The organism is Aeromonas sp. 55A (assembly GCF_051919665.1).
Taxonomy (GTDB): domain Bacteria; phylum Pseudomonadota; class Gammaproteobacteria; order Enterobacterales; family Aeromonadaceae; genus Aeromonas; species Aeromonas veronii.
In genome coordinates this window covers 420,584-439,100 of record NZ_JBQBEH010000001.1, presented here as the reverse complement: position 1 = coordinate 439,100, position 18,517 = coordinate 420,584, and the positions used below count along the sequence as shown (strand labels likewise).

The window sequence follows — 18,517 nt, the reverse complement described above, 5'->3', positions numbered from 1 at the left end:
CTGTACTAGGGGAGGTGCCTATGTTGAATAAAGATCTAGAAAAGACGCTGAACGAGGCTTTCAAACTGGCCCGTGACGAGCGCCACGAATTCATGACCGTCGAGCACCTGTTGTTAGCCCTTCTGGATAACAGTTCAGCCCATGAGGCGCTGAGCTCTTGTGGTGCCGATGTTGAGCAGATGCGCAAGGAGATCCGCGCATTCATCACCCAAACTACTCCGCTCATACCGCGCGATGATGAAGATCGTGAAACCCAGCCGACACTGGGCTTCCAGCGCGTGTTGCAGCGTGCCGTCTTCCATGTGCAATCCTCCGGCAATACCGAAGTCAGCGGCGCCAACGTGCTGGTCGCTATCTTCAGTGAGCAGGAGTCACAAGCTGCCTATTTCCTGAAAAAAGCCGAGATCAGCCGTCTCGACGTCGTCAATTTCCTCTCCCACGGGGTGCGCAAGGACAGCAAGCCGGATCTCGGCAGCAATAACAATCCCGAGTCTGATGATGATGTCTCGGCCGCACAGATCGAGAGCTTTGCCACCAACCTGAACCAGCTGGTGCTGGAAGGGCGCATCGATCCGCTGATTGGCCGTGATCAGGAGCTCAACCGTACCATTCAGGTGCTCTGCCGTCGTCGCAAGAACAACCCGCTGCTGGTGGGTGAAGCGGGCGTGGGTAAAACCGCCATTGCCGAAGGTCTGGCCTATCGCATCGTCAAGGGGGATGTCCCCGAGGTGATTGCGGGCAGTACCATCTATTCGCTGGATATGGGTTCTCTGCTGGCGGGCACTAAATACCGTGGTGATTTCGAGAAGCGCCTCAAGGTACTGCTCAAGCAGATTGAGCGTCAGGAAGGGGCCATCCTCTTTATCGACGAGATCCATACCATCATCGGTGCCGGTGCTGCATCCGGTGGTCAGCTGGATGCGGCTAACCTGATCAAGCCGCTGCTATCCAATGGTTTGCTCCGCTGTGTGGGCTCCACCACTTATCAGGAGTACGCCCAGATCTTCGAGAAAGACCGTGCGCTGGCCCGCCGCTTCCAGAAGATCGATATTGTCGAGCCGACTATCGATGACACCACTCGCATCCTGATGGGGCTCAAGAGTCGCTATGAAGCTCACCACGGCGTACGCTATACCGCCAAGGCGATCCGTGCAGCTGCCGAGCTCTCTGCCAAGTACATCAATGATCGTCACCTACCCGACAAGGCGATCGATGTGATCGACGAGGCGGGCGCCGGTCAACGGTTGCTGCCTGCGAGCAAGCGCAAGAAAGTGATCAATGTGCAGGAAATTGAGTCCATTGTGGCCAAGATCGCCCGCATTCCGGAAAAATCAGTCTCCTCTTCAGATAAAGAAGTACTGAAGAACTTGGAACGCAATCTGAAGATGGTGGTCTTTGGTCAGGATAAAGCCATCGAGGTGCTGACCGATGCGATTCGCCTCTCTCGTTCAGGACTTGGCAACGAGCGTCGTCCGGTTGGTTGCTTCCTGTTTGCCGGTCCTACCGGTGTTGGTAAAACAGAGGTGACCCAGCAGTTGGGCAAGGCATTGGGTGTCGAGATGCTGCGCTTTGATATGTCCGAGTACATGGAACGTCACACCGTCTCACGTCTGATTGGTGCGCCTCCCGGCTATGTTGGTTTTGAGCAGGGTGGTCTGCTGACTGATGCGGTGATCAAGCATCCTCATTCCGTTGTGTTGCTTGACGAAATTGAGAAAGCTCACCCGGACGTATTCAATCTGCTGTTGCAGGTGATGGACAACGGCACCCTGACCGATAACAACGGGCGCAAGGCAGATTTCCGTAATGTGATCCTGGTAATGACCACCAACGCCGGTGTGCAGGAGACCCAGCGCAAATCGATTGGCTTCCAGCAACAGGATTTGAGCCACGATGCCATGGCGGTGATCAACAAGACCTTCAGTCCGGAGTTTCGTAACCGGCTTGATCACACCATCTGGTTCAACCATCTCGATATGACGGTGATCCATCAGGTGGTCGACAAGTTCATTGTCGAATTGCAGGTTCAACTGGATGCGAAGGGAGTTTCTCTCGAGGTGTCCGAGCGTGCCCGCCACTGGTTGGCAGAGAAGGGATATGACAGAGCCATGGGCGCCAGACCGATGGGTCGGGTAATCCAGGAGCACCTCAAGAAACCCTTGGCCAACGAGATCCTGTTCGGCTCACTGGTTGACGGGGGAATTGTGAAGGTTGAGTTGGTAAATGACAGCCTCAGCTTTGATTTTCAGGTCAATGTTGAAGCTGTTTCCCACTAAGCGTCAGTGATCAGAAAACGACAAAAAACCCCAACCGAAAGGTTGGGGTTTTTTGCTGAATTCCTGGCTTAGCGAGAGCGGAAAACAATACGTCCCTTGGAGAGATCGTAGGGAGTCAGTGCTACCGTTACTTTGTCTCCAGTCAGGATACGAATGTAGTTTTTGCGCATCTTGCCTGAAATATGAGCGATAACCACGTGACCATTCTCCAGTTCCACACGGAACATGGTATTGGGCAGGGTTTCGAGAATAGTGCCCTGCATCTCAATACTGTCTTCTTTAGCCATTGAATCCTCTTGATAAGCCACAACAAAAAACCGCTGGATCATGCCGGATTTAAGGCTATGTGTAAAGTTTACTCGGGCTTGGTGTCGATATTTTTCCATTCCCCCTGAATTAACAGCTCGTGAGGGAGATAATTGCGCTTGTAATTCATCTTGCGGCACGCCTCCACCAGATAGCCAAGATAGAGCCAGCTTCGCCCTGTTCGCTTGGCCAGATCGAGCTGGCAGAGGATGGCAAAGGTGCCCAGGGAGCGATCGGCATAATCCGGATCGAAGAAGGTGTACATAGCGCTCAAGGAGTGGGGTTGCAGGTCTGTGGTGGCCACGCCGATAAGACGGCCCTCCTTGCGCATTTCCAGATAGAGTGGCGGCATCCAGTCACAATGGAGAAACCCGCGATACTGGCTGCGGTTGGGGGGATACATGCTGCCATCGTGATGGCGTTCGCGGATATAGCGTTCGTAGAGCAGGTAATACTCGGGTTTGTCATCGTAGCTCAGGACGATCTCGATATCCCTGTTGAGCTGGCGGATCCGCTTCTGGCCGCGGCTGGGACGAAAGTGTTCACTGTGAATACGAAGGGATTGGCAGGCATGGCACGCCGGGCAGTGGGGGCGATAGATGTCGTTGCCACTGCGGCGAAAACCGGCAGTCAACAATCGCTCGTAACCGTTGGCGTTGAGCAGATTGTGATCCATCAGCACCAGCAACTGCTCCTGTTCATGGTCCAGATAACTGCAGGGATGCTTGGGAGTCAGCCCTACTTTAAGGATCACTTCTTCTGTCATAGGCTGATCTCCCCCTCTTGCCAGCAGGAAGCCAATAGTGGTTGATGGCCAAGGCGCGCCAGCTCAGCCAGAAAACGGGCCCGTGGCCACTCCTCGATACCCAGGGTCGCCAGAAACGGGTTTTGCATCTGGCAATCGATGAGGGCGCCGCGATGGCGTGCGAAGTGGCGACAGAGTGCCACCATCGCCAGCTTGGCGCCGTTATCAATCCGGCTGAACATGGATTCACCGCAAAACAGTCGGCCGATAGAGAGGCCATACAGTCCCGCTTGCAGCTCTCCCTCCTGCCAGATCTCGATAGAGTGGGCATGACCCAGCCGGTGCAACTGCTGGTAGGCTTCGATCATGGGTTGGCTGATCCAGGTGCCATCGGCAGTGCGACGAGGGGCGGCGCAGGCGGTAATGACTTCATTAAAGGCGCGATTGACGGAAATATCGAATGGGGTACGGCGGATAATCTTCTGCAGTGTCCGCCCCACATGGAGTTGGTCGGGACGGATCACCCCGCGGGGATCCGGTGACCACCACAGGGTCGGCTGGTGGGGTTCATTCCACGGGAAGATCCCCTTGTGATAAGCTGCCAGCAATCTGGCCGGGGAGAGATCCCCGCCGATCGCCAGCAAGCCGTTGGGCTCTTCCAGCGCATGGCTGGGGTCGGGAAACCAGCAAAGCTCATCATCCAGTTGGGTAAGATAGCGAGACATAAGGCAACGAGGTTCATAGATGAAGGCCATTATCCTGATAGTATCCAGCTTGCTCTGCTTTGTCACGGCGCCCGCCGGGGCGGAGGTCTACCAGCGCAATACCGCGCGGCCGGTCAATCAGGTGGTGTTTGGTCAGGTCGAAACGGTGCGCAATATTACCCAGCGCCAGATCCTGGAGTCCGAGCACTCTGGCTGGAAGACGCTGGGGGGGGCTGTGTTGGGCGGCCTGCTGGGGAACCAGTTTGGCGGCGGTCATGGCCGTGAAATCGCCACCGCCGTCGGCGCGCTCGCGGGGGCTGCAGCTGCGCAGCAATACCAGTCCGGGGGAACCGTGGTGGAAAACAAGTTGGTGGAGCTGCTGATCCGCAACGAGCAAAATGCCCTTATCAACGTGATCCAGGATTATGATCCCGCCATGGTCTTTACCAACGGGGACAAGGTGCGCATTCTCTACTTCGATGATGGGGTGCGGGTCGACAAGACTTACTGACTTTCGATAGTCATGGTGATGGGGAGACTGTGGCGGGAAAGGAACCCGCAGACTCTCCTGCCGGAAAGTCTGTCGGGCGGTAATACACGGGACTGATGCCCTGAGGATTCAGATAGTTATCTCTTGAGAGACTATCTTGTCGCGACCGGTGTTCTTTGCCTGATAGAGCAGCCGATCCGCTACGCTCAGCGCCTCGTCCATGGATATCCGCCCGACGCTGATCACGCCGTAACTGGCGCGAACAAAGAGCGGGGTTTCCGGTGACAAGGGTTGCTGGCGCAGCTGCTGACGCAGCCCTTCAAGACGTTTGATCAACACAGGGACGGTACAGTGAGGCACCATCATGGCAAACTCCTCTCCGCCAAACCGGGCGATCATGGCATCGGGGAAGAACTGGGTCAGTAGCCGGGTCAGATGGCAGAGTAGTTGATCGCCGATGGCATGGCCCCAGTGATCGTTGACCTGCTTGAAATGATCCACATCGAGCACGCAGAGTGCCAGAGGCGTCTGCTGGCGCTGATGCTCTTCAAACCATTTTTGCCCTTCGTTGAACCAGTAACGTCGGTTGTAGAGACCGGTCAGGTAGTCGCGATTGGCTGACTCCTGAATGCTGTTGAACTGCTCGAGCGCTTCCAGATTGTGGCTGACCCGACACTGCAGCTCTTCCGGCTCGAACGGCTGGTTGAGAAAGTCGTTGGCGCCTTGCTTGAGGTAGCGAGCAGAGAGACCGCGTTTGTCCGAGACCGAGATCCCGATAATCGCGAGCTGCTGCTTGCTGTAACGCTCTCTCAGCATCCGCACCAGACTGATGCCATCGATATCCGGCATATAGTAGTCGACCAGTGCCAGCCGGATGTCCGGGTGTTGCTCCAGCATCGCCATCGCTTCACGGGCATGACTGGCCTCATGCACCTGCAACAACTGCTTGCGTAACTGGGCCATGGTGCGGTGACGGGAGGTGCGTGAGTCGTCGACCACCAGCACTTCGATCGACTGGTTGAGATAGAGGCGGTGCACCAGACTGACGGCATATTGCAGCGAGTGGCGCGAATCCTTCATCACATAGTCCAGCACGCCGGTTTCCAGCCAGGCGGCACGTTTATCCTCGCTGATGTCGGCAGTGAGGATCACCACCGGCAAACCTCGAGCCAGCAGCTCGTTGACCGCTTCGCCACGGGGCGCATCCGGCAAGGTCAGGTCCACCAGCGCGACCACATACTCCTCTCCCCGACAGTGACGGGCACCTTCGAGGGTATCGAAGGCGTCAATCTCGAGGCCAGTTTGCTGGGCAATGGCCTGAGTCAGCATACGGCGGATGGTCAGGCTATCTTCGACAATCAATATCTTCTGTTTCATTAGACTCCTTTAAATAAAAAAGGCATACCGACTGGTATGCCTTATATCACAACTGCGCTTGTTTATTGCGCGTCGAGGTAGCGTTCGGCATCGAGGGCTGCCATGCAGCCGGTACCGGCAGAGGTGATCGCCTGACGGTAGTTGTGGTCGGCCACGTCGCCGGCAGCGAAGACACCTTCAATGCTGGTCTGGGTGGCAAAACCGTCGAGGCCGCCACGTACCTTCAGATAGCCGTTTTGCATCTCCAGCTGGCCATCGAAGATCTGGGTATTGGGCTGATGGCCGATGGCGATGAAGACCCCCATCAGCGGAAGCTCGCTGGTGCTGTTGTCCTGAGTGTTGCGCAGGCGCACACCGGTGACCCCCATCTGATCCCCCAGCACTTCGTCCAGAGTCTGGTGGGTGTGCAGCACGATATTGCCGCTCGCGACCTTGTCGTGCAGACGCTTGATCAGGATCTTCTCGGCACGGAATTCGTCGCGGCGGTGGATCAGGTGCACCTTCTTGGCGATGTTGGCCAGATACAAGGCTTCTTCAACTGCGGTGTTGCCGCCGCCGATAACCGCCACTTCCTGATTGCGGTAGAAGAAACCGTCACAGGTGGCACAGGCAGAGACACCGCGCCCCTTGAAGGCTTCTTCGGAGGGCAAACCCAGATACTTGGCGGACGCGCCGGTCGCGATGATCAGGGCATCGCAGGTGTACTCGCCGTTGTCGCCCTTGAGACGGAACGGGCGCTGAGTCAGTTCGACACTGTTGATGTGATCAAACAGGATGCGGGTATCGAACTTCTCTGCATGGGCTTTCATGCGCTCCATCAGGGCAGGGCCGGTCAGCCCTTCCGGATCACCTGGCCAGTTCTCTACTTCGGTGGTGGTGGTCAGCTGACCCCCTTGCTGCATGCCGGTGATGAGCAGGGGATTGAGGTTGGCGCGGGCGGCATAGACGGCCGCGGTGTAACCGGCCGGGCCTGACCCTAAGATCAGCAATTTGCTGTGAGTGACTTGGCTCATGATGTCATTTCCGGGATGTGATGAGTTTGCGCGATTGTAGGTAATTCGTGATCCGGGGTCAAAGGCTGGTGAGTCGATTGCACTAATCGTGTTCACAAGGGGTGACATGCAAAATAAAGGAATAAAAAAACCGCCCATCGCGGGCGGATTTTCACTCATCTCCAACTGGCGCAGGCCAGCGCAGATCAGTTCAGCAAGGTCAGGGGATCCGTGTAGGCAAGGCCATGTGCCACGGCCACTTCCTTGCAAGTGAGCTTGCCCTCCATCACGTTGAGCCCGTGCAACAGGTTGGGGTCGCTCAGCAGTGCCTGACGATACCCTTGCTGGGCCAGCTTGATGATAAAGGGGAGGGTGGCATTGTTGAGCGCCACGGTCGAGGTGCGGGCCACCGCCCCTGGCATGTTGGCGACACAGTAGTGCACCACCTCATCGACGATATAGGTCGGATCCTGGTGGGTGGTGGCGTGGGAGGTTTCCACACAGCCGCCCTGATCGATGGCCACATCGACGATGGCAGAACCCGGCTTCATGCGCGCAATGTGGTCACGGCGGACAAGTTTTGGCGCGGTGGCACCCGGCACCAGCACGCCGCCGATGACCAGATCGGCCGCCAGCAGATGGCGCTCCAGCGTCTCGCTGTTGGAGTAAACCACCTTGGCTGCTCCCTGGAACTCGTTATCGAGACGACGCAGGGTATCGACGTTGTTGTCGAGGATGGTGACATCCGCGCGCAGGCCAATGGCCATGCGGGCTGCATTGGAGCCGACCACGCCGCCGCCGATGATCACCACCTTGGCCGGTTCGACACCGGGTACGCCGCCAAGCAGCACACCGCTCCCACCGCGCGATTTTTCCAGCGCCTGGGCACCCGCCTGAATAGACATGCGTCCGGCAACTTCCGACATGGGGGCCAGCAGGGGCAGGCCGCCACGGCCGTCGGTGACGGTTTCATAGGCGATACAGATGGCGCCGCTTTTCAGCAGGGCTTCGGTCTGGGGCAAGTCTGGCGCCAGATGCAGATAGGTGAACAGGGTCTGACCCGGACGCAGCATGGCACATTCGACAGGCTGAGGTTCCTTGACCTTGACGATCATCTCGGCTTTGGCGAAAACCTCTGCTGCAGAGGCCAAAATTTCGGCTCCAACAGCGATATAATCTGCATCGCTGAAGCCAATGCCGTTTCCGGCACCGCTTTGGACGAAAACAGTATGGTTTCGTGCTGTCAGTTCACGTACACTGGCCGGAACCATGCCTACGCGGTATTCATGGTTTTTTATCTCTTTAGGTACACCGATAATCATGCTATCCCTCGTCTATAGATTGGTGTTTCATGTTGCCAAAATGTTAACCAACATTTGCGCCTAGTATATTCAGGTATTGACAGGATTTGTGACCATAATTATAAAATGACTGGTGATTCTTACCAAAAAATAGCCAAAGGATGGAATAAAATGATGGAAGCTAAGAGTCGGCTAAAGGATTTGGACAGGATTGACCGCAACATTCTTAATGAACTGCAAAAGGATGGCAGGATTTCGAATGTTGAGTTGTCCAAGCGAGTTGGCCTGAGTCCTACACCGTGTCTGGAACGGGTTCGTCGCCTCGAGCGACAAGGTTATATCGAAGGATATGCCGCTATTCTGAACCCTCATTATCTGGACGCATCTCTGCTGGTGTTTGTAGAGATAACCCTCAATCGCGGGGCGCCTGATGTGTTTGAACAGTTCAACAAGGCTGTTCAGGTACTCGAAGAGATCCAGGAGTGTCATCTAGTTTCCGGTGACTTCGACTATCTGCTCAAGACCCGAGTCAGCGACATGTCGGCTTACCGCCGTCTGTTGGGGGAAACCCTGCTGCGTCTGCCCGGTGTCAATGACACCCGCACCTACGTGGTGATGGAAGAGGTCAAGCAGAGCAGTCGTCTGGTGATCAGCACCCGATAAAGCAGGTTATGCCGTGGTATCTTTTCCATATGAGACACCATGACAGTCAGAAACGAGCGGCCGGTCCGCTCGTTTCTTCTTGTAAAGATAATTGCAAATATGGCCCCGTCCCATCAGGCTCTGGCTGACAATCGATGGGCTTTTCGGGGATACTAGGCCCCCTTATTTCCTGCATTACATGTTTTCAGAAAGGAGCCGGAGTTTGGCCGATAAAAAGCTGTTTACTCCTTTATCAGGTACACAACGGATCTTCGAAGCCGTCTTGATCGCCATCACCCTGATGGCTGCTTATCTTCTGCTTGCCCTGTTGTCCTATCATCCCGCTGATCCCGGCTGGTCCCAGACCTCCTGGCAAGGGGAGGTGAAGAACCTCGCCGGTAGTGCCGGTGCCTGGCTCGCCGATATCACCATGTTTACCTTTGGTGCCTTCTCCTATCTGGTGCCGCCGCTGGTGGTGCTGCTGGGCTGGAGTCTGTTCTGGCGTCCGAGCCGTCTGCTCGATGTGGATTACCTCACCCTGGGGGTGCGGATCATCGGCTTTATCCTGACCGTGCTCGGCATGTCGGCCATTGCCAGCATGAACTTCAACGATATGCAAAACTTCTCCGCCGGTGGTCTGGTGGGGGATGTGATCGCTTCTGCCGTGGTGCCGCTGTTTGGCGGCGTCGGGGCCAACCTGATGCTGCTCTGCTTCGTGGCAACCGGCATCACCCTGTTTACCGGCTGGTCCTGGCTCACCATCGTCGAGCAGATCGGCGCGGCCTGTACCGGTTCGGTCAGCGCCGTTTACCACTTCCCGACCACCCTCGGCCGCTGGTTGACCGGTGGCTGGCGTCAACCCCGCAACGAGGGGCCGGATCCCTTGCTGGAAGGCGGGGTAGGGGCCATCGCGTTTGATGACGAAGAAGATGAGCCGCACACCAGCTGGACTCGCAAGCCCAAGGCCAAGAACCAGAAGGCTGCCGCCGAAGAGTGGCTGCCGGAACTCGACGACGATACCTTCGAGTTCGATCCCCAGTTTGATGATGAAGATGATGAGCCGGCTCCGGCTGCCAAGCCTAAACGTGCGGTGGCGGCCGCCAATGGTCGCCGCCAGCCGGTACTGGCTGTGGCCGATGACGATGATGAGGACGATCTGGATCTGCCCTGGGCCGAAGGGGACGACGAGGTTGCCGCGCCGGTAGCCGTCGCACCGACCAAGCCCAAGCGTCGTCCGCAATCTACGCTGCCGCCGTTGCCGAGTATCGAACTGCTCGACCGTCCACCCGCCAAGACCCAGATGATGAGCAAGGATGAGCTGGATCGCATGGGCCGTCTGGTGGAGGCCAAGCTTGCCGACTACAACGTGCAGGCCAAGGTGGTCGGTGTCTATCCGGGCCCGGTTATTACCCGTTTCGAGCTGGATCTGGCGCCGGGTATGAAGGCGAGCAAGATCACCAACCTCTCGCGCGATCTGGCCCGCTCCCTCTCTGCCAGCAGCGTGCGGGTGGTGGAAGTGATCCCGGGTAAAACCTATGTCGGTATCGAGCTGCCCAACCGGGTGCGCCAGACCGTTTACCTGCGCGAAACCCTTGACTGCGATGCCTTCCGCGATAGCCGCAACCCGCTCACCATGGGCCTGGGTCAGGACATCGCCGGCGAGCCGGTGGTGGTGAACTTGGCCAAGATGCCGCACCTGCTGGTGGCTGGTACCACAGGTTCCGGTAAGTCGGTGGGGGTGAACACCATGATCATCTCCATGCTCTACAAATCTTCGCCGGACGATCTGCGCTTCATCATGATCGACCCCAAGATGCTGGAACTCTCGGTCTACGAAGGGATCCCGCATCTGCTGACCGAGGTGGTGACCGACATGAAGGACGCCGCCAACGCCCTGCGCTGGTGTGTGGGCGAGATGGAGCGCCGTTACAAACTGATGTCGGCGGTCGGGGTGCGTAACCTCAAGGGCTACAACGACAAGGTACTGGCTGCCATCGAGGAGGGGGAACCCCTGCTGGATCCGTTGTGGCGCCCGGGTGACTCCATGGATCAGATGCCGCCGGAGCTGGAGAAGCTGCCCCACATCGTGGTGGTGGTGGACGAATTTGCCGACATGATGATGATCGTCGGCAAGAAGGTGGAAGAGCTGATCGCCCGTATCGCCCAGAAGGCGCGGGCCGCCGGTATTCACCTTATTCTGGCGACCCAGCGTCCGTCGGTGGATGTGATTACCGGTCTTATCAAGGCCAACATCCCGACCCGGATTTCGTTCCAGGTGTCGAGCAAGATTGACTCCCGTACCATTATCGATCAGGGCGGCGCCGAATCTCTGCTCGGTATGGGCGACATGCTCTACATGCCGGCTGGGACCTCCAACCCGACCCGGGTACACGGTGCGTTCGTCGATGATCACGAAGTGCACAAGGTGGTGGCGGACTGGAAACTGCGCGGCGAGCCGAACTACATCGAGGAGATCCTCTCCGGTGAGTCGGGTGGCGAAGGTGGCAGCGGCGAATATGGCGGGGGTGGCGACGAAGAGCTGGATCCCCTGTTCGATGAAGCGGTCGCTTTTGTGGTGGAGTCCCGCCGTGGCTCGACCTCCAGCGTCCAGCGCAAGTTCAAGATTGGTTACAACCGGGCAGCCCGTCTCATCGAGCAGATGGAGAATCAGGGCATCGTCAGCTCACCGGGTGGCAATGGTCAGCGCGACGTGCTGGCACCGCCGCCGGTGCGGGACTAAACCTCACCGTTTCATACTATCCCTGGCCATGCCCTCCGCGGGCGTGGCCTTTTATCGAGAGCGTCTTTATGAAGAGCGTGATGAAAAAACAACTGTTGATGGGTACCGTGCTGCTGATGGCCAGCAGCCAGGTGTGGGCCGATGCGGCCAGCGATCTCAAACAGAAGCTGGCGGGGGTGAGCCTCTTCTCCGCCAAATTTGCCCAGACCGTCTATGACAGCAAGGGCAAGGAGCTGCAAAAGGCCAGCGGCGATCTGCTGGTGCAGCGGCCAAACCGTTTCAACTGGCACACCACCTCGCCGGACGAGAGCCTGATCGTGGCCGATGGTCAGGATGTCTGGGTCTATGATCCCTTCGTCGAGCAGGTGACCGCCCTCAAGCTGAAAGATGCGGTGCTCAACACCCCCTTTATTCTGATCGCTGGCAATGACGACAAGTTCTGGAAGAATTATGACGTGACCCAGCAGGGGGATGTCTACACCGTCACCAGCCGTAATAAGGATGAGCTGATTGCCTCCTTCCGAGTCACCTTCGACAGACAAGACAACATCAGTCGTTTCGATGTGAAAGAGGCGCAAGGGCAGTGGAGTGAATTCACCCTGAGCAGCTTCAACCGCAAGCCGGTGCTCAAGGGCAACGAATTTGTTTTCAAGATCCCGAAGGGGGTCGAACTGGACGACCAGCGCTAATGAGCAGGCGGTCGTTGGATTGCTCGCCACTGCGCCAGTCAAAGGTGAGTGGCGTGACGCTGGGTGGTCAATACAGATGAGCAACTTGTCGCTGGATTTCTCGTCGGACTTTCGTCCGCTGGCGGCCCGGATGCGGCCGCAAAACCTCGATCAGTATATCGGTCAGCAACATATCCTGGGGGCTGACAAGCCCCTGCGCAAAGCGATCCTGGCGGGTCACTGTCACTCGATGATCCTGTGGGGGCCGCCCGGTACCGGCAAGACCACGCTGGCGGAGTTGATGGCTCACTACTGCCAGGCGGAAGTGGAGCGACTCTCTGCGGTCACCTCCGGTATCAAGGAGATCCGCGCCGCCATCGACAAGGCGAAGGAGAACAGCTGGCGCGGGGTGCGTACTATCCTGTTTGTGGATGAGGTGCACCGCTTCAACAAGAGCCAGCAGGATGTGTTCCTGCCCCACATCGAAGATGGCACCATCACCTTTATCGGTGCCACCACCGAAAACCCCTCGTTCGAACTCAACAACGCACTGCTCTCACGAGCCCGGGTCTATCTGCTCAAGCGACTGGAGGAGAGCGATATTCTCGCCATGCTCGATCAGGCGATGACCGATCCCCGTGGTCTCAATGATCCGGCACTCACCTTCGCCCCCGGCGTCAAAGAGGCGCTGGCCAAGGCGGTGGATGGGGACGGGCGTAAATCCCTCAACTATCTGGAGCTGTTGGCCGACATGGCCGAAACCGACAGCACAGGGGCGCGGGTGATCGACAGTGCCCTGCTCGCTGCTGTGGTGGGGGAGCACGTGGCCCGCTTCGACAAGGGGGGCGATCACTTCTACGACCTCATCTCGGCGGTGCACAAATCCATTCGCGGCTCGGCGCCGGATGCGGCGCTCTATTGGTACGCCCGTATGGTGAGCGCCGGTTGCGATCCCCTCTATATTGCCCGCCGCTTGCTGGCGATTGCCTCGGAAGATGTGGGCAATGCTGATCCCCGTGCCATGCAGGTCGCCCTGTCAGCCTGGGATTGTTTCCATCGGATCGGGCCGGCGGAAGGGGAGCGGGCCATCGCCCAGGCGATCGTCTATCTCGCCTGCGCTCCGAAAAGCAATGCGGTCTACACCGCCTGGACGGCGGCGCTTCATGATGCCAAAAACCTCCCTGACTTCGAGGTTCCGGTGCACCTGCGCAATGCGCCGACCAAGCTGATGAGCGATCTGGGCTATGGCGCCGAGTATCGCTATGCCCATGACGAGCCGGGCGCCTATGCCGCTGGCGAGCAGTATTTTCCGCCCGAGCTTGCGGGCAAGCAGTACTACCAGCCCACCGATCGCGGCCTTGAAAAGCAGATTGGTCAGAAGCTCGATTACCTCCATGAACTGGACAGGCAAAGTCCGCAGCATCGGGGCAAATAGCCCCTTTGTTACCTCGCATGGCTGAAAATTGGTCAGGCGTTTGAATATGCAGGACGGTTTGCGTGCCAAAGTCGGTAAAAACGACACAAATAGTCCCTGTTCGGGCGGGGGGGCGGTCTGCTACACTGCCCGTCTGACCCCGCTTGTCTTGGCCTTGCGCCATCTTCTTGATCTCGAAGGCCTGTGATAGTTAAGGCCCGATTCTGAAGACGATTGGGGTGCGCCAACCGATGTTAACTTCCGGATCTGTTTCCCAGCCCGTCATGACGACTCAGGCCCAGATCCCATTTTAAAAAAGTAGGTAAACCATGCTGGATCCCAAATATCTGCGCAGCGATATCGAAGAGGCTGCCGCTCGTCTGGCGACACGTGGCTACGTTCTGGACGTAGCGGCTGTCAATGCTCTGGAAGAGAAGCGCAAGGATCTGCAGTCCCGTACCCAGGAGCTGCAGGCCGAGCGCAACGCCCGCTCCAAATCCATCGGTGAAGCTGCCCGTCGTGGTGAAGATGTTGCCCCGCTCAAGGCCGAAGTGACCAAAATCAACGACGAGCTGGAAACCAGCAAGGTCGAGCTGGATGCCCTGCTGGCTCAGCTGAAAGCCATTGCCGACGCCATCCCCAACCTGCCGAGCGAGACCACGCCGGTGGGCCGTGACGAGAACGACAACGTGGAAGTGCGCCGTTGGGGTACCCCGCGCGAGTTCAGCTTCCCGGTACGCGATCACATCGATCTGGGCGAAGCGGCCAAGGGCGTTGACTTCAAAAACGGCGTCAAACTCTCCGGTACCCGTTTCGTGGTGATGAAGGGGCAGATTGCGCGTCTGCACCGTGCCCTGGCTCAGTTCATGCTGGATTTGCACACCCAGCAGCACGGTTACACCGAGTGCTACGTGCCCTATCTGGTGAACCCGGACAGCCTCTATGGCACCGGTCAGTTGCCAAAATTTGCCCAGGACCTGTTCAATACCGGTATCGAAGGCGAAGGGGAAGAAGAGGGCAAGCTGCGTAAGTTCTCCCTGATCCCGACCTCCGAAGTGCCGCTCACCAACATGGCCCGTGACGAGATCTTTGACGCCCAAGAGCTGCCGATCAAGATGACCGCCCACAGCCCCTGCTTCCGCTCTGAAGCCGGTTCCTACGGTCGTGATACCCGTGGCCTCATCCGTATGCACCAGTTCGACAAAGTCGAAATGGTTCAGCTGGTTCACCCGGAGAAATCCTGGGATGCGCTGGAGGAGATGGTCGGTCACGCCGAGAAGGTGCTGCAACTGCTGGAGCTGCCGTATCGCGTGATGGCGCTCTCTACCGGTGACATGGGCTTCTGCGCCTCCAAGACCTACGATCTGGAAGTGTGGCTGCCGGCCCAGAATACTTACCGTGAGATCTCCTCTGTCTCCAACTGCACCGACTTCCAGGCGCGCCGCATGCAGGCTCGCGTGCGTATCGACGGCAAGCCGCAGCTGCTGCACACCCTGAACGGCTCCGGTCTGGCGGTGGGTCGTACCCTGGTTGCCGTGATGGAGAACTACCAGCAGGAAGATGGCCGCATCGCCATCCCGGCTGCGCTGCAATCCTACATGGGTGGCCTGACCCACATCGGGTAAGCTCACACCGCAGACCACAACGCCATGGCATTGCCATGGCGTTGTGCATTCTGGCGCCGAACAACCGTTTTAGTGCTGAAAAAATGCGGCTTTTCGGCGTCGCTTTGAACAGTTAACACATTTTTATCAAGCAATGCGCAATCGTTTTTGTTAGACTGCGCCGCAATTTCGCAGGACATCTTTTTCTATGGTCTGGATTGATTACGCCATCATCGGCATCGTCGGTTTCTCTGCTCTCATCAGCCTGGTGCGCGGCTTCGTCAAGGAGGCCATGTCTCTTGTCACCTGGTTCGTCGCCTTCTTTATTGCCAGCCATTTCTATCCCGATCTCGCCGTCTATTTCACCTCCTTCTCCGACGCGCTGGTTCGCAACGGTCTGGCCATCGCGGCGCTGTTTGTGGCAACCCTGATCCTCGGCAGCGTGGTCAACTATGTGGTGGGCCTGTTGGTGGACAAGACGGGTCTCTCCGGTACCGATCGGGTGCTGGGGGTCTGCTTCGGTGCAATTCGCGGGGTGCTGATCGTCAGTGCCCTGCTTTTTTTCATGGATACCTTCACCAGCCTCTCCCAGAGCGACTGGTGGGTGGCGTCCAAGCTGGTGCCGGAGTTCAAGCCGGTGATCCAGTGGTTTTTCGGGTTCATGTTGAACTCATCCAGTTTTCTTAAACAGGTATAGTGACTTCGAGGTAGCAAAGACATGTGTGGTATTGTCGGTATAGTTGGCACCACCCCCGTCAATCAGGCCCTCTACGACGCCTTGACGGTGTTGCAGCACAGGGGACAGGATGCCGCCGGGATCGTGACCATTGATAGTGGAAACTTCCGGCAACGCAAGGCCAATGGCCTGGTGAAGGACGTGTTTGAAGTGCGCCACATGCAGCGTCTGCAAGGGAACATCGGCATAGGTCATGTCAGATATCCCACCGCAGGTAGCTCAAGTGCCGCTGAAGCCCAACCTTTTTATGTGAACTCACCCTACGGCATGGTGCTGGCCCATAACGGCAACCTCACCAACGCCAAGGAGCTCAAGGAGCAGCAGTTCAAGGTCGCCCGTCGCCACATCAACACCACCTCCGACTCGGAAGTGTTGCTGAACGTGCTGGCCCACGAGCTGGATTGTTGTGACAAGATGGCGCTGCGCCCCGAAGATATCTTCGCCGCGGTGCGCAGAACCCATCAGCAGATCCGCGGTGCTTATGCGGTGGTCTCGCTGGTGATTGGCCATGGTCTCATCGGTTTTCGCGATCCCAACGGTATTCGCCCGCTGATCCTCGGTCGTCGTCAGGACGAGCAGGGCCAGGTGGAGTACATGCTCGCCTCCGAGAGCGTGGCGCTCGACGCCATCGGTTTCGAGACGGTGCGGGATATTGCGCCGGGTGAAGCCATCTACATCACCGAGCAGGGCCAGCTCTTCTCCGAGCAGTGTGCGGAGAACCCGCAGATGAGCTCCTGCATCTTCGAATACGTCTACTTCGCTCGTCCCGATTCGTGCATCGACAAGGTCTCGGTCTACGCCGCCCGCCTCAACATGGGTCGCAAGCTGGGTCAGAAGATTGCCCGCGAGTGGGAAGATCTCGACGTTGATGTGGTTATCCCCATCCCCGAGACCTCCTGTGACGTGGCGCTGGAGATCGCTCACACCCTGGATCTGCCATACCGTCAGGGCTTCGTGAAGAACCGCTACATCGGCCGTACCTTCATCATGCCGGGCCAGACTCAGCGCAAGAAGTCGGTGCGTCGCAAGCTCAACGCCATCAGCTCTGAATTCAAGGGCAAGAAGGTGTTGCTGGTGGATGACTCCATCGTGCGTGGTACCACGTCCGAGCAGATCATCCAGATGGCCCGTGAAGCGGGGGCAGCCAAGGTCTACTTCGCCTCGGCAGCGCCGGAAATTCGCTTCCCCAACGTCTACGGCATCGACATGCCTACCGCCAACGAGCTGATCGCCCACGGCCGCGAAGTGGAAGAGGTGTGCAAGCTGATTGGTGCTGACGGTCTGATTTTCCAGGATCTGGAAGATCTGGAAGCCGCCGTGCGGGAGATCAACCCGGATCTGCGTCACTTCGAGACCTCGGTGTTCAATGGCCACTACGTCACCTCCGACGTGGACCAGTCCTATCTGGATCACCTCAACGCCCTGCGCAACGATGACACCAAAGCGGTGCGTGAATGGCAGGAAGGCACCAGCAATCTGGAAATTTTTAACGAAGGTAGTTAAACGTTTGCGGTTTTGCCGGATGGGATAGCGAGATGGGGGCCAGAGGCCCCCATTGTCGTTTCTACCTCGCACCGCCAGAAGGGGTAGGGTGTATCTGTTTGAAAAATATCCGCTTATCTTGCCGGATATGGGCATGGCCAGCGGGATCCGCTAGCATAGGCGGCAACATATATGACCGATACGCTTTTAAGAGACGAGAGTTCAGATGGATGATCTGTTAGCCCCAGTGCGCCAGTTTTTGCAGTGCGAGACCCCGGATGAGTGGGTAGAAATGGCGCGGGATCCGGCCCGTTTACCGACCCTGCTCATCGATCACGCCAACTGCGAGACCAAGGCCGCACTCACTGCCCACAGTCTGGTGCGCCGCTACTGCCTGCCCAAGGGCAAGCGCCATCTGCTGCCCAAGCTGGAGTTCTATCGCGAGCTGGATGCCATCCCGGAGAAGGCCGAGATCCTGGGCAAACGCAGCATGGGGGAGTCTGATCGCACCGTCTTTGCCGAGCTGGAGCGCAATCCGCTGCTGTTTCCCATGGTGCGGCTCATTCAGGAGGAGCTGCATCACTTCGAGCAGGTGCTGGAGATCATGCAGGCCCGCGGTATCGAATACGGGCCGGTGACGGCCTCTCGCTATGCCCGCCAGTTGATGCAGCATGTGCGCACCCATGAACCGGCCACCATCGTCGACAAGATGATCATCGGCGCCTATATCGAGGCCCGCTCCTGCGAGCGCTTTGCCAAGCTGGCGCCCCATCTGGACGAAGAGCTGAGCCGCTTCTACGTCTCTTTGCTGCGCTCCGAGGCGCGCCACTATCAGGATTACCTGAGCCTGGCCGAACAGTACGCAGGGGAGGATATCAGCGAGCGGGTGGCCTTCTTTGGCAAGCTGGAAGCCGAGCTAATCTGCTCGCCGGATCCGCAGTTCAGGTTTCATAGCGGCCTGCCTGTCACATCTGACAGTTGTTGACGCACAGGGGGCAAACTACTATTGCCCTGTTCCTACTACGAGCGACAAGTAGTTA

17 protein-coding genes are annotated in these 18,517 nt (G+C 57.8%); 10 read left to right on the top strand and 7 right to left on the bottom strand.

All coding sequences use genetic code 11. From position 1 onward, the window contains the following. Positions 1–20 precede the first annotated feature (20 nt). Positions 21–2,276, top strand: coding sequence for an ATP-dependent Clp protease ATP-binding subunit ClpA (gene clpA, locus ACTG2G_RS01995; protein ID WP_005337110.1), 2,256 nt, complete (start codon positions 21–23; stop codon positions 2,274–2,276). 68 nt (positions 2,277–2,344) lie between these two features. Here the strand turns inward: clpA and infA are convergent, their stop codons facing one another. The 3 genes from infA to aat form a co-directional block, all read right to left on the bottom strand. Continuing rightward, entirely contained in the window at positions 2,345–2,563 is a 219-nt protein-coding gene (gene infA / locus ACTG2G_RS01990; protein ID WP_005300033.1) for a translation initiation factor IF-1, read from the bottom strand. 68 nt (positions 2,564–2,631) lie between these two features. After that, positions 2,632–3,348, bottom strand: coding sequence for an arginyltransferase (locus ACTG2G_RS01985; protein WP_439985115.1), 717 nt, complete (start codon positions 3,346–3,348; stop codon positions 2,632–2,634). Then, complete coding sequence (aat, locus tag ACTG2G_RS01980) at positions 3,345–4,052, bottom strand: leucyl/phenylalanyl-tRNA--protein transferase (protein ID WP_019445527.1); 708 nt, start codon at positions 4,050–4,052, stop codon at positions 3,345–3,347. Before aat ends, ACTG2G_RS01985 begins: the two co-directional genes overlap by 4 nt. A gap of 19 nt (positions 4,053–4,071) precedes the next feature. Here aat and ACTG2G_RS01975 point away from each other — a divergent pair, with 19 nt between their 5' ends. Beyond that, positions 4,072–4,542: a glycine zipper 2TM domain-containing protein gene (locus tag ACTG2G_RS01975; protein WP_058059142.1), complete on the top strand. Its 471-nt coding sequence runs from the start codon at positions 4,072–4,074 to the stop codon at positions 4,540–4,542. Positions 4,543–4,650: 108 nt separating this feature from the next. On the opposite strand, the gene ACTG2G_RS01970 is transcribed toward ACTG2G_RS01975, so the two are convergent. From ACTG2G_RS01970 to ald, 3 genes are all read right to left on the bottom strand, one after another. Continuing rightward, complete coding sequence (locus ACTG2G_RS01970; RefSeq protein ID WP_019445529.1) at positions 4,651–5,898, bottom strand: diguanylate cyclase; 1,248 nt, start codon at positions 5,896–5,898, stop codon at positions 4,651–4,653. Between the two features lie 62 nt (positions 5,899–5,960). Beyond that, the gene (trxB, locus tag ACTG2G_RS01965; RefSeq protein ID WP_042062225.1) at positions 5,961–6,911 is read right to left on the bottom strand and encodes a thioredoxin-disulfide reductase; all 951 of its coding nucleotides are present in this window, start codon (positions 6,909–6,911) and stop codon (positions 5,961–5,963) included. Between the two features lie 185 nt (positions 6,912–7,096). Next, positions 7,097–8,212, bottom strand: coding sequence for an alanine dehydrogenase (gene ald / locus ACTG2G_RS01960; protein ID WP_005337098.1), 1,116 nt, complete (start codon positions 8,210–8,212; stop codon positions 7,097–7,099). A 150-nt stretch (positions 8,213–8,362) separates the two neighbouring features. Between ald and lrp the strand changes: the two genes are divergently transcribed. The 5 genes from lrp (at position 8,363) to serS (ending at position 15,280) form a co-directional block, all read left to right on the top strand. Beyond that, positions 8,363–8,854 (top strand): leucine-responsive transcriptional regulator Lrp, encoded by a 492-nt coding sequence (gene lrp / locus ACTG2G_RS01955; RefSeq protein ID WP_005300047.1) that lies wholly within the window; start codon positions 8,363–8,365, stop codon positions 8,852–8,854. A 202-nt stretch (positions 8,855–9,056) separates the two neighbouring features. Next, complete coding sequence (locus ACTG2G_RS01950) at positions 9,057–11,573, top strand: DNA translocase FtsK (protein WP_139740941.1); 2,517 nt, start codon at positions 9,057–9,059, stop codon at positions 11,571–11,573. A gap of 80 nt (positions 11,574–11,653) precedes the next feature. Further along, positions 11,654–12,262, top strand: coding sequence for an outer membrane lipoprotein chaperone LolA (gene lolA, locus ACTG2G_RS01945; protein ID WP_041202312.1), 609 nt, complete (start codon positions 11,654–11,656; stop codon positions 12,260–12,262). Between the two features lie 76 nt (positions 12,263–12,338). Further along, positions 12,339–13,676 (top strand): replication-associated recombination protein A, encoded by a 1,338-nt coding sequence (locus ACTG2G_RS01940; protein ID WP_439985114.1) that lies wholly within the window; start codon positions 12,339–12,341, stop codon positions 13,674–13,676. Between the two features lie 308 nt (positions 13,677–13,984). Next, positions 13,985–15,280: a serine--tRNA ligase gene (serS, locus tag ACTG2G_RS01935; RefSeq protein WP_005351225.1), complete on the top strand. Its 1,296-nt coding sequence runs from the start codon at positions 13,985–13,987 to the stop codon at positions 15,278–15,280. Positions 15,281–15,282: 2 nt separating this feature from the next. Here the strand turns inward: serS and ACTG2G_RS01930 are convergent, their stop codons facing one another. Then, on the bottom strand, positions 15,283–15,459 hold the full coding sequence (locus ACTG2G_RS01930) for a hypothetical protein (protein WP_236346943.1): 177 nt from the start codon (positions 15,457–15,459) through the stop codon (positions 15,283–15,285). 8 nt (positions 15,460–15,467) lie between these two features. Here ACTG2G_RS01930 and ACTG2G_RS01925 point away from each other — a divergent pair, with 8 nt between their 5' ends. The 3 genes from ACTG2G_RS01925 (at position 15,468) to miaE (ending at position 18,462) form a co-directional block, all read left to right on the top strand. After that, the gene (locus tag ACTG2G_RS01925; protein WP_005337086.1) at positions 15,468–15,956 is read left to right on the top strand and encodes a CvpA family protein; all 489 of its coding nucleotides are present in this window, start codon (positions 15,468–15,470) and stop codon (positions 15,954–15,956) included. Between the two features lie 21 nt (positions 15,957–15,977). Beyond that, complete coding sequence (purF, locus tag ACTG2G_RS01920; protein ID WP_005337085.1) at positions 15,978–17,498, top strand: amidophosphoribosyltransferase; 1,521 nt, start codon at positions 15,978–15,980, stop codon at positions 17,496–17,498. A 205-nt stretch (positions 17,499–17,703) separates the two neighbouring features. Then, on the top strand, positions 17,704–18,462 hold the full coding sequence (miaE, locus tag ACTG2G_RS01915) for a tRNA isopentenyl-2-thiomethyl-A-37 hydroxylase MiaE (protein ID WP_005346385.1): 759 nt from the start codon (positions 17,704–17,706) through the stop codon (positions 18,460–18,462). Positions 18,463–18,517 lie beyond the last annotated feature (55 nt).